Origin of the sequence: Paraburkholderia sp. HC6.4b, from assembly GCF_014200875.1 — a bacterium.
In the GTDB taxonomy this organism is placed as follows: domain Bacteria; phylum Pseudomonadota; class Gammaproteobacteria; order Burkholderiales; family Burkholderiaceae; genus Paraburkholderia; species Paraburkholderia tuberum.
Map to the genome: position 1 here is coordinate 97,340 of NZ_JACHDC010000010.1, position 14,145 is coordinate 111,484.

Sequence of the window (14,145 nt, forward strand, 5' to 3'; positions counted from 1 at the left end):
GTCAGAAGGTGTACGGAAAGCGCATGCCGACCACGAAGTTCGGCGCGTCGGGTGTGAGTCCGATCGATACCGAGCCGTTGATGGTCAGATGCTTGTTCACGACGTGGTTCAGGCCAAAATTCATCGCCGCGGCCGTGGTTTCGCTGCCCGGCACCTTCTGATAGCTGCCGCCCGGCGACTTGGTCTGCGACGCGGGTTCGAGCGCCATCGTGAACGACACGCTGGCCGAATCCTTGTCGGAGAACGCGAGCGCGACGCCTCCGCCGAACTGCACGATGTCGCCGAGCTTGACCGTCGCCGGTTCGGTTTGTCCCTGCACCGACGAGATGTCCGCGAACGAACGCGCGAGGTTGTAGGTATAGGAAACGCTGCCGAACAGCACGACCGGGTCGTAGGTCTTCAGCACCGACAGACCCGCCGTGATGTTCCAGAAGCCGGTGCCGGTCGGCAGCCTGGTCGGCGCGACGAGGTTGGTGTTGTCCGCGTCGACCTGCACGACTTTTTCGCCGAACGGCGAGCTGCCGGTCGGCGCCTTCACGCGCAGACTGCCGACCACGTCCGGCAAGGCATTGGTTTCCCTGACGAACTGGTAGTAGATGCCGAAGTTCACGTCGCCGATGTCGTGACTCGACACCGTCGCGTCCGACAGCGTGCTCGCCGCGCCGCCCGCGCCGCCGACGATGAAGGTGCTGCGCCGATACACGTACGGCACGTCGACGTCGACATTGATGCGGTCGGACACGCCGTAGCGCGTGTCGAGGTCCGCCATCACCTGGTGCGACTTGGTCTGGCCGAGGTTGATGTTGCCGAGGAAAATCGCGTCGAGCGCGAGGAAGCCCGACAACTGCAACTGGCGACGGTCGTAGTAGGTGTCGCTGATGCCGAAGTCCATCGTCAGCTTGTGGTCGAAGAGCGGCGCATGCTCGCGTTGCACGACCGCCTGCTCGGCCTGCGTGCGCACCGGTTCGTTCGCGCGCTGGGTCCGGCCGACCGCGCCGCTGCCGTCCGTGGCGGCGGGCAGGCCGCCGGCGCTGGCGTTGCCTGCATTGCTGCCGTTCGGCGTCGGCGGATTGACCGGCACGCCGGTCGCGGTGCCGGTGGTGCCCGCCGGCGCGGGCGCGCCGGGGGCGATCTGCGCGAGCGGCGGCAGCGGCACCGGCAGGCCGTCGGCGCCGGGCTGCTCGGCCACCGTGTCGCTGCCCGCCGGGGCGCCGGCGCCCGGCACGCCGCGTCCGCGCTGCGCCATCTCGAGTTCGGTGACCTGCCGTTCGAGCGAATGGATCTGCCGCTGCTGCTCATCGACGACGCGCATCAGCGTGTTCAGACGGTCCTCCACGGATTGACCGGCGAGCGCCTGCGCGCTCGCCGTCTGAGAAAGAGCCCACAGCATGACGGCGGCCGGAATGGCCGCGAGAGCCATGCGCGGTGCCTTGGTCGATGACACTTTTTTCATTTTTGCTCCCCCGGTGGTCCGGCCGCGCGGTGCCGACTGCGCGGCCGTTTCTTTACTGCTTTTGCTGCAACTGGCGGGTGGCGGCCCGCTTCGTCATCTCCTGTTTTGCAGTGCCTGCAGTACGCCTAACTGACGAAGCATCGAAGCCGACATCTGCTGGGTTTGCAGATGCAGTTGCAGGGCGTTGGCGACTTGCTGGTTATTGCCTGCAATCTGCAGCAATTGGGCGATCTGCCCGTTGCTCGGCGCGATGGTCTGGGTGGCGAGCCCAGCGGGTGTCTGCAGCGCCACGTTCACGCCGTTGCTGCCGAACGAAATGCCGGCTTTCACGGAGCCGGTCGAATTGCTGGCCGATGCCGACGGCGCGTTGGCGGAGCCCGTCAGCGTCACGGCGCTGTTGTTGAAGTCGATTAGCGCGGTGTTGGTGCCGCTGTTTCGATCGCCCGCGACCTGGGTGATCTGCGACACGCCATTGACGCCGACGCTCTGGCCGCCGCGCGCCTGGGCATTCGGGTTGGCGCCCGAATCGCCTGGTTGGCCGTGCGCGCCGCCGCTCACGCTGGCGAACGTGCTGACGGAGCTCGTGAGCTGGCCGCCGCCGTTCTGCACCGCGCTCAGCGATCCCTGGGCGAGCGCGCTCGCGCCGTTGGGCAACTGCCATTGCGAAATGACGTTCAGCACGAAGCCGGAGATCATCGTCGCGCCGGCGTATTTGCCGGTCTGGGTCGCGAGCACGTCGTCGCCGACGAGTTGCACCCGCAGGGGCGCGGCGCCTGGCTCGGGCGGTATCGAAAGTTCGGGAGCCGGTGGCGAGGCGGCGCCCTCCGAAGCGTGGGCAAGGCCGCCTGCGCCGCAGGCGACGGCGCAGAGCACGAACCCAAGCTGTGTGAAGTGTGACTTCATGGCGGGATCAGAACATGTCTGCCTTGTTCAAGCCGTACTCGAAAAAGGGAGTCGCGGCGGTGCCGGCTGCCAGCGCAGCGGCGCGCAGCTTCAGCGCGAGCGACTCGTTGTCCTGCAACAGCGGTGAATCCTCCTTGAAGGGTTTGCCGAGGACCGCGAACACGAGACCGTTCCAGGTCTTCGCGAAGTCCTCTTCGAGCACGATGCGATTGCCGAGCGCCGGATCCGCGATGAACACGCGGCCGTCCTGCGCATGTTTGACGATCACGAAATGCTCGTAGCCGTCGATGTTCATCAGGACCATCACGGGGATCTGAAGATGGTGGAGCGCTTCGACGTTGACGCGAAAGCCACGGCCGCGCAGTCCGATGGTCTCGACGAAGTGCTTCATGTCGAGCATCGAGAAGCCGTTCTTGACGACGACTTCGGGGGTTGAAAAGACCATCATCCGGCGAATCAGTTCGGTTTCCGGAATATCGATGCCGTAGCCGTACTTGAGGAGGGTGGCGAGCGCCGCCGCGCCGCAGCTGTAATCGAATTGCTGATTGACGATGTGGTTGTAGCGCAGGTCCTTCATCGAACGGACCGTCTTCGTCAACGGCACGCCGACGAACGTGGACGTGTCGATGCTCGACTGTGCGGCGGCGTGATCCGCGCACAGCACGCACCCTGCCAGCGCTACGGCGAACGGTAGCGCCGGGAACCCCTTGAACCCGGTCATGCTGGTCTCCTGCCCGATCCGCGCCGGCAGCTTCGATGGCTGCCGGCGCGCCCTTCCGACTGCTTTGTGCTTCTTCTGCTTGCCCGCGCTCGCCGCGTCGTCGGCTTACTTGCCGCTGTTCAGCGCCGCGATGGCAAGGCCGTTGTGCTGCAAGTTGCCCGCGCCGCCGGCGATGTTCACGCCGATGTTTCCGGAGGCGCCTTTCAGCGTATCGGCACCCAGACTCGCGGTGCCCTGGAATTGCCCGTGGACGGTCATCGTCGCGGATTGCGAGTTGTCGTCCGTCGCATCCATCGCGGTGGTCAGCGCCTTGCCCGGCGAGGTCGTCGTCACGGCGCCGGCAAGCGCGTTGTCCTGCGCGTTGCCGATACCGGAAGCGATGTTCACACCGACGTTGCCCGTCACACCCGACAGCGACCCGTTGCCGACCGACGCGTTCAGATTGAAGTTGTGGATCGTCGCGCTGCCGCCCGAGGACTGCACGTTGAAGGCCTGCGCGTTGCCGAACACGTTGCCGACGTCGACCGAGGCGAGCGACACGTCGTTGCTCTGCGCGTTGTCGATGCCTTCCGCGATGTTGATGCCGAGGTTGCCCGACACGTTGCTGGCTGCGTTGGTGCCGGTGGTTGCATTCAGCGTGGCGGCAGCTTCGTTGTTGATGTGCTGTGTGATCGAGCCGCGCGTCGTCACGTCGGTCGTCGACATGCCTGCGTCGATGCCCCAGGCGGCGCCATACGAGTCGCTCGACGACGAGCGGCTGCGCGAGTAGCCCGACGATTGCTCGCCGACCATCGCATAGCCGGAGCCTTCGCTCGCCCTGAAGCCCCATGAACGGCTTTGCCCGGACGCTTCGCTCGCTTCGAAGCCGCCGGCGACGCCCGACGAGTTCGCGTAGCTCGATTCGCGATAACCGGCCTGCAGGCCGCCGCGGGCGCTGAACGAGCCGCTGCCGTGCGAGAACGTGTTGTGGTCCTGATAGCTGTAGCTGCCGCCGATCGAGCCGCCGGCCGACAGATGGCCGCCCGAGTTCTGACTTGTGTGCGAGAAGCTGCCCGCAATGCCGGCTGCCTGCTGGCTGGTTTCATAGCCGCCGCTCGTCACGCTCGCGCTCTGGCTGCCGTACGCATAGCCGCCGGAGGCTTCGAAGCCCTGCGAGCCCGAGCTCGACGACGTATGGTTTTGCGTCGTGAACGCGAATGCCGAGCCGCCGCCCCTGACCGACGTTCTGCTGTTGTTCAGGGTCGTGGTCACGTTGCCGCTGGTGTAGGTCTGCGCCTGCGGATCGAGCGTCGCATTCACGTTGACGGTCTGATTGTTGTTGATCACCGCGTTAGCCGTGCTGGAGACATGCACGCAGCCAAACAGTCCGACCAGACCTTCGACGCCGACCATCTCGCCGACGACCGTCGTATTGAACAGGTAGGCCTTCTGCGGCGCGGCAAGCACGCTGCCGGACGCGGCAACGAGAACGGCCGTGGCAATAAGAGTGCGCTTCATGATTCGCTCCGATACTTAAGTGTGGTCAGTTAAAAAAAGTGCCCGCCGGGGGACGGAGCACAAAACTGTTTGCCGTGGCATTACCGGCGCCGGCTGCCTGGTTGATCTGCACGATTCCGTTCGCGTTGCGCAAGGCATCGCTGGAAATGCTTGCCTCGCGCACGCCGTGAATCGCGTTCGACTGCCCCGGACTGCCGTTTTTCGGGGCCGTCGCGGATAGCTCCCCATCCGAGACGGTCTCGACTCCGAGCGCCGCAGTCCCGATCTGGGTGCTGTTGCGCTGCAGATTCCCTGCTCCGGCCGACTGGTTCACCAGCACCGCGCCGGATGTGTTCGAAAACGCATTGGCTTCGATCGACGCCTGCGCGCGCGGCACGTTCGCGGCCACCGACGCGCTTTGCACGCTCGCGTTCGCGTTGCCGACCGCGGCGCCGTTCGTCACCGTGATCTGGTTGGCCTGCGCGTTGTCGAGGCCAGCCGTTTCGTTGACCGTGAGCGCGCCCGTCGCGCCCATGCCCGCGCCGGTGCCGATCGTCGCGATGGCGCCGACGATGGGCACCGCTTGCGCCTGCGCGTGAGCCGCGCCGGCGACGAACGCAGCGACGCCCATGCACAGGCACGCGCAGACGCGCAGGGCCGGGCGTGCCGCAGCGATTTGCCGCGAGTGCAGCGAGGGGCGCAGGCATGTGCTCATTTCAGACCTCCGAGCGCGCCGCCGAGGACGTTCGATAGCGGCGCGAGCGCGCCCGTCACCGACGAGCTGATCGTGCCGCCGACGCCCGTCGCCGGTCCGCCGATGCCGCCCGAGTTCAGCGGGATCGTGTTGCCGGTCGCCTTGCCGGAGAGGATCTGCGTGACGGCCTGCATGCCGGTGCCGCCGAGTACGCCGCCGGCGGCGACGCCGTTCGAGCCGTGCGCGTTCGTCAGATCGGTGTCGCCGACGAGCGTCGCGATCGTCGGATCGAACGAGTTGGCTGGGAACGTGGTGGCGCGCACGGCGACCGGGTCCTGGTCGCGCGGCACGGGGACGAACGCGTCGCGCGGCGTGACGCTGCGCTCGACGACGAGGTCGCCCGGATTGGCAACCTGCTCGGCATAGGCATGGCTCGTGAAGCAGACGGTGACGAGGACGCTGGCGAGAAGGGCGGTGCCGGCCGAGGCGGCGCGCGGCAAGACGGGAGCGTTGCTGAACGACGCCGCCGGCAGCCCGAGGGCGTGCGGCGTCTGTTGGTTCGTACTCATGTCCCGGTCCCTTCTCTCTTGTTGCCTGTGTCCCGCCGTCGTGGGGCGCGTCACTGCTCGCGCGGCCACCGGTCCTGCATTGCCTGGTTATTTGCCGTCTGTTCGTGGCTTTGTCCTGCTTACTTGCGCTGGTATGTCGCGACGTTGCCCTGGGCGGCGCGCGCGGCATCGACGGGCACCGGCAGCGGCGAGGGTGGCGCGATCTCGTCCCACAACGTCACCTGGTTGCCGCCGCTTTGCATCAACCGGGGCGTCGCGGCGACCATCAACATGCCGAGCGCGCCGCCGCGTTGCCGCGACAGCATCTGGTCGTCGAGCGAAATATCGTTCATGGATGCAGCATCGGCAGCCGGGGTCGACGGGTTGGCGGCAACCTGGCTGTCGTCCTCCGCGGCAACCGGCGTGGTGGCTTGCAGGCTGGCGGAGGCGGGGTCGGCGGCATCGCTGGAATCCGTCAGCGTGGCGAATCGCGCCGGGGCGGCTTGCGCTGTCGGCGTGCCGGCACTCGCCGGCAGGGCGCTGAACGCGAGAGCTGCGCAGATCGCGAAATATGGTGCGCGGCGGCTTATCAGATCGATGCGCAATGCGAGTCGCATGATGTGTCTCCCTGGTGCACGCCAATTAGCGAAACGTGTGCCATCGCTCGCAATCCATTGATACGTCTGGCGCCAACCAGCGCAAACATGACTAATGCGTTCCAAATCGGGAAAAAACGTTGCAACCCTGAAACGGATCAGCAGAAAATACCTATAATTCGTTAATCCGCGAGGTACGAAATACTGTCGCGAGAACGCCACGAAAAGCGCTTCCACTAATGTTTGATTTGTCGGCTGAATAAATCGCGATCGGCCGCTAAGCCTTGATGGGCAACGGATCAATCGATTAAATTCGCATAATTGTTTTCGAAGCGGCGCGCGTATAGTAAGCTCTCGAAAACAGCTTCAGATTTAAAAAAGGCCCATATCGGGCCGTCTCGAACACACACGCCGCTTTCTTGGGGATCAGCTGTCCGCACGGAATGGAATGGCCGTTCGGGTTTTGCGATTCGCGAATCCTGGACGAGTCAGCGTGTCTGAACCGCAATTTCAGGTGCATGCGTCGTCCTTAACGTTCGTTGGCGAGAGGATCTGAATAATGGAACCCGCAACGCGGCAACTGATTTACGTTTCGCGTGACCCGAGCGCGGAACTGAATACGCGTTTTATGCAGCGTGGCTGGCATGTCGAAGTCGTGGGATCGGCGCGCGACGCGCGCCGGGCAGTGCGCACCGGCACGGCTGCTGGCGGCCTGCTCGATCTGTCCAGTGATTTCCAGCCGCACGAAATCGCCGCTTTTGAATCCTGTTTGACCATGCCGAACGTCGGCTGGGTCGCTGCCACTACGCCTGGCCAACTCCAGGACGCCGCGTTGCGCCGGCTCGTGCGCGACTACTGTTTCGATTACGTGACTGTGCCGTCTTCTGGCGACCGTATTGTCGACTCGGTCGGTCATGCGTACGGCATGATCTCGCTGAGCGAAACGGCGTCGCACGACGGCTCGCAAGGCGCCGAGGGCGAGATGGTCGGCTCGTGCGACGCGATGCTCGCGCTGTTCCGCTCGATCCGCAAGGTCGCGATGACCGACGCGCCGGTGTTCATCTCCGGCGAATCGGGTACCGGCAAGGAGCTGACGGCAGTCGCCATTCATGAACGCTCGGCGCGGCGCAACGCGCCGTTCGTGCCGATCAATTGCGGTGCGATCCCGCCGCATCTTCTGCAATCGGAGCTGTTCGGCTATGAGCGCGGTGCGTTCACCGGCGCGAACCAGCGCAAGATCGGCCGGGTCGAGGCGGCCAACGGCGGCACGCTGTTTCTCGACGAAATCGGTGATCTGCCGCTCGAAAGCCAGGCGAGCCTATTGCGCTTCCTGCAGGAGCGCAAGGTCGAGCGGCTCGGCGGCCATAGCGCGATCGACGTCGACGTGCGCATCATTTCGGCCACGCACGTGGACATGACCGCAGCGATGATCGAAGGGCGCTTCCGTTCCGACCTCTATCACCGCCTCTGCGTGCTGCAGATCGACGAGCCGCCGCTGCGCGCGCGCGGCAAGGACATCGAACTGCTCGCGCGGCACATGCTCGAACGTTTCAAGAAGGATGCGAGCCGCCGCCTGCGTGGCTTCGCGCCCGACGCGATCGCCGCGCTGCATAACTACGGCTGGCCCGGCAACGTGCGCGAACTGATCAATCGGGTGCGGCGCGCGATCGTGATGTCGGAGGGACGCGCGATCACCGCGCGCGACCTCGAACTTGCCGAATACGTCGAGATCGTGCCGGTGTCGCTCGCGCAGGCGCGCGAAGCGGCCGAGCGTCAGGCGATCGAGCTTGCGTTGCTGCGGCATCGCGGGCGGCTCGGAGACGCGGCGCAGGAACTTGGCATCTCGCGAGTAACGCTGTACCGGCTGCTGTGCTCGCACGGCATGCGTCATATGGAAGGTGAGCCGATGGCGCCGCCGCACGGCGATTTGCCGGCGTCGGTGCAGCATCTGTAGGTGGCGCGGGCGAGCGGCGAGACGGGCGACGTGGCATGTGAAGGTCTGGCGCGTCGCCGGGGGTCTCGGGCTGTGCCGGTTCGGACGGATTGACTGTGCCTTCCGGGCGCAGCGACGCCCATCGGCCAAGCGTCGCGTCGAAGCACTTTTGCATGCACGTATTTGCCGCCCGTATATCGCGTACCGCGGTGTTTTCCTTTCCGTCTGATATATCCCTCGATATTCCCCATGCGGCGCGCCATGCCCCGGCGGCGTGCGGTCGCGCTTGCTAGAATCGGGTTTTGCTCAATTCCGTGTGCGCGCCTGATCGGGTTCGCGCCGCGCCGAAGGAAACTGCATGAAACAATACCTGGACCTCGTCCGTACGATTCTCGACACCGGCACGTGGCAGGAAAACCGCACCGGCATCCGCACCATCAGCATGCCCGGCGCGATGCTGCGCTTCGATCTGCAACAAGGCTTTCCAGCGGTCACGACGAAGAAGCTCGCGTTCAAGTCGGCGATCGGCGAGCTGGTCGGGTTTCTGCGTGCTTCGCGCAGCGCCGCGGATTTCCGCGAGCTCGGCTGCAAGGTGTGGGACGGGAACGCGAATCAGAACGCGCAGTGGCTCGCCAATCCGTATCGCGAGGGCCCGGATGATCTCGGTGATGTCTACGGCGTGCAATGGCGCAAGTGGCCGGCCTACAAGGTGCTCGACGCCAGCGCAAGTGCGCAACTCGCTGACGCGCAGGCGCGCGGTTTTCGCGTGATCACGCAGTTCGACGAAGAAGGCCGCTTGAAGGTCCTGCTTTACAAGGCGATCGACCAGCTGCGCCAGTGTCTCGACACGATCATGCAGAACCCCGCCGATCGACGCATTCTGTTCCATGCCTGGAACCCAGCCGTGCTCGACCAGATCGCTCTACCGGCTTGCCATCTGCTGTACCAGTTTCTGCCGAACGTTACGCGCCGCGAAATTTCGCTGTGCCTGTATATCCGCAGCAACGACGTCGGGCTTGGCACGCCCTTCAATCTGACCGAGGGCGCGGCGCTGCTGCATCTGGTCGGACGGCTGACGGGCTATACGCCGCGCTGGTTCAGCTATTTCATCGGCGATGCGCACATCTACGAGAATCAGCTCGATATGCTGCACCAGCAGCTCGAGCGCGAGCCGTACGAGAGTCCGCGGCTCGCGATTTCCGATCGCGTGCCCGACTACGCGAAGACCGGCGTGTACGAGCCGGAATGGCTCGAGACGATCGAGCCTGCGGATTTCTCTCTGGTCGGCTATCGGCATCACGAGCCGCTGACGGCGCCGATGGCGATCTGATGTCGGTGGGAGCGGGGCGGTAGCGCTCGCCCGCGTCGTCGTCGAATAACAGAAGCCCCGCGAGGGTTTGCATCGCGGGGCTTTATTGTTGCCGGGACGGCAGGCGTGCTGCTCAGCTCTTGTGATGCTCGTCGCGATTGCCTCCGCCCTGGTGCTGCTCGGCATGTTGCGGTTGCGGCTGGGGTTGCGGACGTGGCTGCTGCACCTGCTGGGGCCGCGGTTCGGGGCGCGGCTGCTGCATCTGCGGACGCGGCTCGGGCCGGGCTTGCGGCATCGGCTGCGGACGCGGTTCGAAATGCGGCTGCTGCGCCTGCCGGAACTGCGGTTCGGGGCGAGGGGCTTGCGGCATCGGCTGCGGACGCGGTTCGACACGCCGCTGTTGCGCCTGCTGCATTTGTGGTTCGGGACGCGGTTGCTGCGGCGGGAGGGCGTGCGGCGCCTGTTGCGTCACAGGCGGATGCGAGTTTGGCACACGCGCCTGTTGCTGCGCAGCCGGGTTGTCCGGCGGATGGGGCACACCGGCCTGTTGCGCGAAGCTCGGCTGTTGCGGGCCGCCCGGTTGCGCCATGCGCGGTGCCTGCTGCGCCATCGGGGTATGCGGCTGCGTCCATGCCGGCTGAGACCTACCGACCGCGCCCCATTCCTGCGGCGCGCCGCGCTGCCGTGCGTACGCCGCCGCGTTGGCTGAATTCCCACCGGCTGCTTGCGGCGGCCGCGGCACACCATTCGACGGATGGCCCATATTGCCCGCGAGCCCGCTCTCGGCAGGCTGTGGCGGACGCGGCTTGCCGACCATCTGCGGCGGCATGCCCTGACGCGCTTGCGGCGCTTCGCCATGCGGCCCCACGACGCCGGCTTCGCCGGGCCGCTGGCCAGCCTGCTCGACGCCATGCGGGCCGTTACCGCCCATTGCGCTGGGCGCGCCAGGCGCCCCCGCGGCCATCCCCGGCGGACGTCCCGGCACATGCGATTGCACGACCCGCACGTTCGCCATCGGCAGCGCGCTCGGTGCGCCGGTCATATGCGCCGGCACCGCGGTGCGCACGACCGGCTGGCCGCCGCCGGGCACCCGACCGCCGCTTTGCGCGAAGCGCTGCGCGAGCTCGTCGTGATAAGCGGCCGGCACGACGGGATTGCGAGTCGCGACGACCGGCCGGCCGACGACGCTCGCCGGTGGCCGGTAGTTCGCGCGCCGCAGATCCGACCCGAAGCTTTCGCGCACCGGCGCGATCCCCGGTGCGCCCGGGTTGATCCGCGCGTTGCGCCACTGCGCCGGATCGACCTTCTGCGAAAAGCGTCGGACTGGCTGACCGTGCACGAACGCTGTCGCCGGCACGGCTGTCACACCGCCCGGCACGCGATAGTTCACGTATGTGTTGTGGATGTTCACGTTGCGGCGGTAGTCATTGACGATCGTCGTGCGGTTCACGCGGTCGTAGTACCCAGCGCTCCAGCGGTCGTGACCGCCCCAATGCGGATGCCACCGCTCGCCCGGCCCGAGCGGAAACCACGCGACGCCCGCCGCGATGACGCCGCCGACCGCCAGGTTCACACCCCAGTCGACGCCGCCGTCGTCGTCGCCGACGAATGCGACCAGCGCCGGCGCATAGACCGGCGTCGCGTCCGCTTCGAGCGGACCTGGCACCCAGGCCCACGTGCCGTCGAGCTCGGCCCAGCGGCCGTAGTGGTACGGCGCGAAGCCCCAAGGTTGGTCGTCGACCCAGGTCCAGCCCCACGGCGCCTGCCAGACCCAGTGGCCGTCGTTATACGGCGCCCAGCCGGCCGGCGTCGCACTCGGCACCCACACTTCGCCGTACTGCGGCGTCTCGCGCCATGTGCCGTTGGCATCGAGGTCCTCGTAGCCGGGGATGTCGCGCGACACGTAGCGCGCCGACAGCGAGCGGTCTTCGGTGGCGTCGCGGCTGGCGGCCCACTGGTCGAGTTCGTCGAGAGCAGGGGCGCGGTTGTCGGCGAGCTGCTGCAGGCTGGTGCCGGCAAAGCGGATCTGCCGACCCGCCGCGACCGGCACCTGGCCGCCGTCGCCGTATGCGATCGCGCTGCCGCTGCGCACGGTGACGGTCGTACTGCTGCCGTCCGGCGCGACGTCGACACGGTAGTCGCCGGGACCATTTACGCCGAGCGCAAGGTTCGGCGTGTCGATTTCATACGACGAGCCCGGCGCGAGCTCGCGCACGCGCGTCGATAGCGTGCCTTGCGCGACTTTCAGTTGCGCGGTCGTGTCGTCGAGATTGAGCACGTCGAGGCTCGTGTTCTGGCCGAGGCGCACCGCGGTCGAGCCGATGTGCAGCTCGGAGCGTGCATTCTGGTCGTTCCATAGCTGGTCGCCGGTCGTCAGCGGCCGGTTGATCTGCGCGTACGACCAGTCGGTCGCGCCGGCGGGCTCGGTGGTCACAGCGCCGGCCGTGTAGTTCAGCCGCGCGACGCGCCCCGGCGGATCGCCCCCCGACGGAGCGCCGCCCGACGGATCGCCGCCCGGCCCGACGGCCGCCGCGGCTTGTGGCGTGGGTGTCGCTTGCTGCGCCAGGGCGCTCTGCGCCGCGAGCGCGACGGCGGCCGCGATCAGCGTATAGCCGCTCATCCGGCGTCGGATCCCGGCATGCTGCACGGGTTGCTTGGCGTGTGTCATGACTGATCTCCGACGGACGTGGCAATGGGCCGGGTCCGTTCACTCACTGTACCCGCCGCCTATGTTTCAAGACTCGCTCATTTGTAAGGTGGATTCGCTGGCGTGTAACAAAAGGTCTCGCCACGTCGGGCCGCCGCCAGGTGAACGGTCTATCCGGCCAGAAACGCATCGAACTGTTGATGGCCGGCCGGCGTGACGCGCAGCACGCGCGGCCGCTCGGTCCGCTCGACCCAGCCATGCGCCGACCACGCATCGAGCAACGCCGCGCCGAGCGCGCCGCCCAGATGCGGCCGGCGCATGCTCCAGTCGAGGCAGGTGCAAGCGAAGCGCCGCCGTCGGGTCTTCTGCGCGGCCATATCGATGCCCCAGTCGGCGAAGCGGGCGACGCCCTGCGCAGTCGCTTCGAGCGATGCGCCGTCTTGCGTCAGCAGTCCGCGCTCGAGCATGCGCTCGAACATGCGCACCGACAGCTCGCCTGCCATGTGGTCGTAACAGGTGCGCGCATAGCGCATTTCCAGTGGCACGGTGCGTGCCGGACGCGGCACGGAGCGCTGTGGCGCGCTGACCTGCGCGACGTTGGCGAGTGCTTCGATCGATGCGGCGATGTCCGCCGACGCGATACGGAAATAGCGATGCCGGCCGCGCACTTCGAGCGCGAGCAGCCCGCCGTCGGTGAGCCGTCCGAGATGGGCGCTCGCCGCCGATGGCGACAGCCCCGCGATCATCGTCAGTTCGCCGGCTGGGCGGGCGCTGCCGTCCATTAGCGCCCACAGCATCGCGGCGCGGCCGGGATCGGCGAGTAGCGCGCCGATGCGGCTCAGGCCGGGGAAGTGGTTCTGGTCGTCTAAGAGGGGGGCGGTCATGGCGCGTCTCCTGAATGGGCGGCACAGGGCAGCGCGGTCCAATCGCAAAGCCCGCCGCCACGATTCCTACTCTACGCGCATCGGGTATTCGATGTTTCAGCTTCGCGTGAACAATCGATGCGACGGACGTGTCCGGCTCGGTCCGCGTTTGCGCGTCGTCGCGAGCCGCCAGGCTAGAATCGAAGCCTGTCCTTGCAGGAAATCGATGTGATGAAAACTCTTCTCGCCGTCGCCGCGGCGGTTCTGCTGTCCAGCGCCTGCGCGGGGGGCGGAGCCGGCTCGGGGTCGGCCGGCAGCGGCAGCATCAACATGTACGGCACCGTCGACACAGGGATCAGCGTCCACAACTAGGCCCATCCTCGGCCCATCGGCGCGCTTCGCGCCGCGTCCCCAATCGACGCCGCGCCGCGCGCAATATTGCGCTCGTATAATCGCCTCCTTTCAATGCATCCGATTGACCGGAGTCAAGATGAGCACTGTTCCCACCGCACCGCTGGACCGTTCGGAAACCACCTTCCGCTTTCTCGCCGAGCCGACCTCGGTCAACTTCGGCGGCAAGGTGCATGGCGGCGCGCTGATGAAGTGGATCGACGAAACCGCCTACGCATGCGCCGCGGTATGGTCTGGGCGCTATTGCGTGACGGTCAGCGTCGGCAATATCCGTTTCCGTCGGCCGATCCTCGTCGGCAATCTGGTCGAGCTGCGCGCGCGCGTCGTCGCGACGGGCCGCACCAGCATGCACATCCACGTGTCGGTGCACGCGGGCGACCCGAAGGGCGGCGAGCTGCTGCAGACCACCGACTGTCTCGTCGTCATGGTCGCCGTCAACGAGAACGGCCATCCGGTGCCGGTGCCCGCCTTCCTGCCAGAGACCGACGAACAGAAACGCCTCGCCAGGTACGCGATGGACGTGAAGGAAGCGCTCGACGCGATCGTCGAGCTGAAGCCGGAAGAAGTCGCGCAGGGAAAGATCTAAGCGCG

At 66.6% G+C, this 14,145-nt stretch carries 13 protein-coding genes; 4 read left to right on the top strand and 9 right to left on the bottom strand.

Features of this window, described 5'->3' with window-relative positions; all coding sequences use genetic code 11:
• Position 1: 1 nt before the first annotated feature.
• The 7 genes from HDG34_RS16840 to HDG34_RS16870 form a co-directional block, all read right to left on the bottom strand.
• Positions 2–1,453: a hypothetical protein gene (locus HDG34_RS16840; protein ID WP_184061370.1), complete on the bottom strand. Its 1,452-nt coding sequence runs from the start codon at positions 1,451–1,453 to the stop codon at positions 2–4.
• Positions 1,454–1,546: 93 nt separating this feature from the next.
• Positions 1,547–2,356, bottom strand: a complete 810-nt coding sequence (locus HDG34_RS16845) for a peptidase C39 (protein ID WP_184061371.1) — start codon at positions 2,354–2,356, stop codon at positions 1,547–1,549.
• Positions 2,357–2,363: 7 nt separating this feature from the next.
• The gene (locus HDG34_RS16850) at positions 2,364–3,077 is read right to left on the bottom strand and encodes a C39 family peptidase (protein WP_184061372.1); all 714 of its coding nucleotides are present in this window, start codon (positions 3,075–3,077) and stop codon (positions 2,364–2,366) included.
• A gap of 105 nt (positions 3,078–3,182) precedes the next feature.
• Positions 3,183–4,574 (bottom strand): hypothetical protein, encoded by a 1,392-nt coding sequence (locus tag HDG34_RS16855; RefSeq protein WP_184061373.1) that lies wholly within the window; start codon positions 4,572–4,574, stop codon positions 3,183–3,185.
• 25 nt (positions 4,575–4,599) lie between these two features.
• Positions 4,600–5,268, bottom strand: a complete 669-nt coding sequence (locus HDG34_RS16860; RefSeq protein ID WP_184061374.1) for a hypothetical protein — start codon at positions 5,266–5,268, stop codon at positions 4,600–4,602.
• Positions 5,265–5,816: a hypothetical protein gene (locus HDG34_RS16865; protein ID WP_184061375.1), complete on the bottom strand. Its 552-nt coding sequence runs from the start codon at positions 5,814–5,816 to the stop codon at positions 5,265–5,267. The genes HDG34_RS16860 and HDG34_RS16865 overlap by 4 nt, the downstream gene beginning before the upstream one ends.
• Positions 5,817–5,935: 119 nt before the next feature.
• Positions 5,936–6,412 (bottom strand): hypothetical protein, encoded by a 477-nt coding sequence (locus tag HDG34_RS16870; RefSeq protein ID WP_184061376.1) that lies wholly within the window; start codon positions 6,410–6,412, stop codon positions 5,936–5,938.
• Between the two features lie 538 nt (positions 6,413–6,950).
• Here HDG34_RS16870 and HDG34_RS16875 point away from each other — a divergent pair.
• Both HDG34_RS16875 and HDG34_RS16880 read left to right on the top strand, forming a co-directional pair.
• Positions 6,951–8,345 carry a sigma-54 dependent transcriptional regulator gene (locus HDG34_RS16875; RefSeq protein ID WP_184061377.1) on the top strand — a complete coding sequence of 465 codons (1,395 nt, stop codon included), beginning with the start codon at positions 6,951–6,953 and terminating at the stop codon, positions 8,343–8,345.
• A gap of 337 nt (positions 8,346–8,682) precedes the next feature.
• Positions 8,683–9,654, top strand: coding sequence for a thymidylate synthase (locus HDG34_RS16880; protein WP_184061378.1), 972 nt, complete (start codon positions 8,683–8,685; stop codon positions 9,652–9,654).
• Between the two features lie 112 nt (positions 9,655–9,766).
• Here the strand turns inward: HDG34_RS16880 and HDG34_RS16885 are convergent, their stop codons facing one another.
• The gene (locus HDG34_RS16885; protein ID WP_184061379.1) at positions 9,767–12,301 is read right to left on the bottom strand and encodes a DUF6600 domain-containing protein; all 2,535 of its coding nucleotides are present in this window, start codon (positions 12,299–12,301) and stop codon (positions 9,767–9,769) included.
• Positions 12,302–12,450: 149 nt separating this feature from the next.
• Entirely contained in the window at positions 12,451–13,164 is a 714-nt protein-coding gene (locus HDG34_RS16890) for a helix-turn-helix transcriptional regulator (protein ID WP_184061380.1), read from the bottom strand.
• 210 nt (positions 13,165–13,374) lie between these two features.
• On the opposite strand from HDG34_RS16890, the gene HDG34_RS16895 reads away from it, so the two are divergent.
• Both HDG34_RS16895 and HDG34_RS16900 read left to right on the top strand, forming a co-directional pair.
• Positions 13,375–13,515: a hypothetical protein gene (locus HDG34_RS16895; protein WP_167368602.1), complete on the top strand. Its 141-nt coding sequence runs from the start codon at positions 13,375–13,377 to the stop codon at positions 13,513–13,515.
• A 118-nt stretch (positions 13,516–13,633) separates the two neighbouring features.
• Positions 13,634–14,140 carry an acyl-CoA thioesterase gene (locus HDG34_RS16900; RefSeq protein WP_090801232.1) on the top strand — a complete coding sequence of 169 codons (507 nt, stop codon included), beginning with the start codon at positions 13,634–13,636 and terminating at the stop codon, positions 14,138–14,140.
• The last annotated feature ends 5 nt before the right edge of the window (positions 14,141–14,145 follow it).

Excerpts from the sequence above, each read along its gene's own strand:
- HDG34_RS16860 (WP_184061374.1), bottom strand. The coding sequence starts at position 5,268 with ATGAGCACATGCCTGCGCCCCTCGCTGCACTCGCGGCAAATCGCTGCG.
- HDG34_RS16855 (WP_184061373.1), bottom strand. The coding sequence starts at position 4,574 with ATGAAGCGCACTCTTATTGCCACGGCCGTTCTCGTTGCCGCGTCCGGC.
- HDG34_RS16880 (WP_184061378.1), top strand. The coding sequence starts at position 8,683 with ATGAAACAATACCTGGACCTCGTCCGTACGATTCTCGACACCGGCACG.
- HDG34_RS16850 (WP_184061372.1), bottom strand. The coding sequence starts at position 3,077 with ATGACCGGGTTCAAGGGGTTCCCGGCGCTACCGTTCGCCGTAGCGCTG.
- HDG34_RS16890 (WP_184061380.1), bottom strand. The coding sequence starts at position 13,164 with ATGACCGCCCCCCTCTTAGACGACCAGAACCACTTCCCCGGCCTGAGC.
- HDG34_RS16870 (WP_184061376.1), bottom strand. The coding sequence starts at position 6,412 with ATGCGACTCGCATTGCGCATCGATCTGATAAGCCGCCGCGCACCATAT.
- HDG34_RS16895 (WP_167368602.1), top strand. The coding sequence starts at position 13,375 with ATGAAAACTCTTCTCGCCGTCGCCGCGGCGGTTCTGCTGTCCAGCGCC.
- HDG34_RS16900 (WP_090801232.1), top strand. The coding sequence starts at position 13,634 with ATGAGCACTGTTCCCACCGCACCGCTGGACCGTTCGGAAACCACCTTC.
- HDG34_RS16865 (WP_184061375.1), bottom strand. The coding sequence starts at position 5,816 with ATGAGTACGAACCAACAGACGCCGCACGCCCTCGGGCTGCCGGCGGCG.
- HDG34_RS16875 (WP_184061377.1), top strand. The coding sequence starts at position 6,951 with ATGGAACCCGCAACGCGGCAACTGATTTACGTTTCGCGTGACCCGAGC.
- HDG34_RS16845 (WP_184061371.1), bottom strand. The coding sequence starts at position 2,356 with ATGAAGTCACACTTCACACAGCTTGGGTTCGTGCTCTGCGCCGTCGCC.
- HDG34_RS16885 (WP_184061379.1), bottom strand. The coding sequence starts at position 12,301 with ATGACACACGCCAAGCAACCCGTGCAGCATGCCGGGATCCGACGCCGG.
- HDG34_RS16840 (WP_184061370.1), bottom strand. The coding sequence starts at position 1,453 with ATGAAAAAAGTGTCATCGACCAAGGCACCGCGCATGGCTCTCGCGGCC.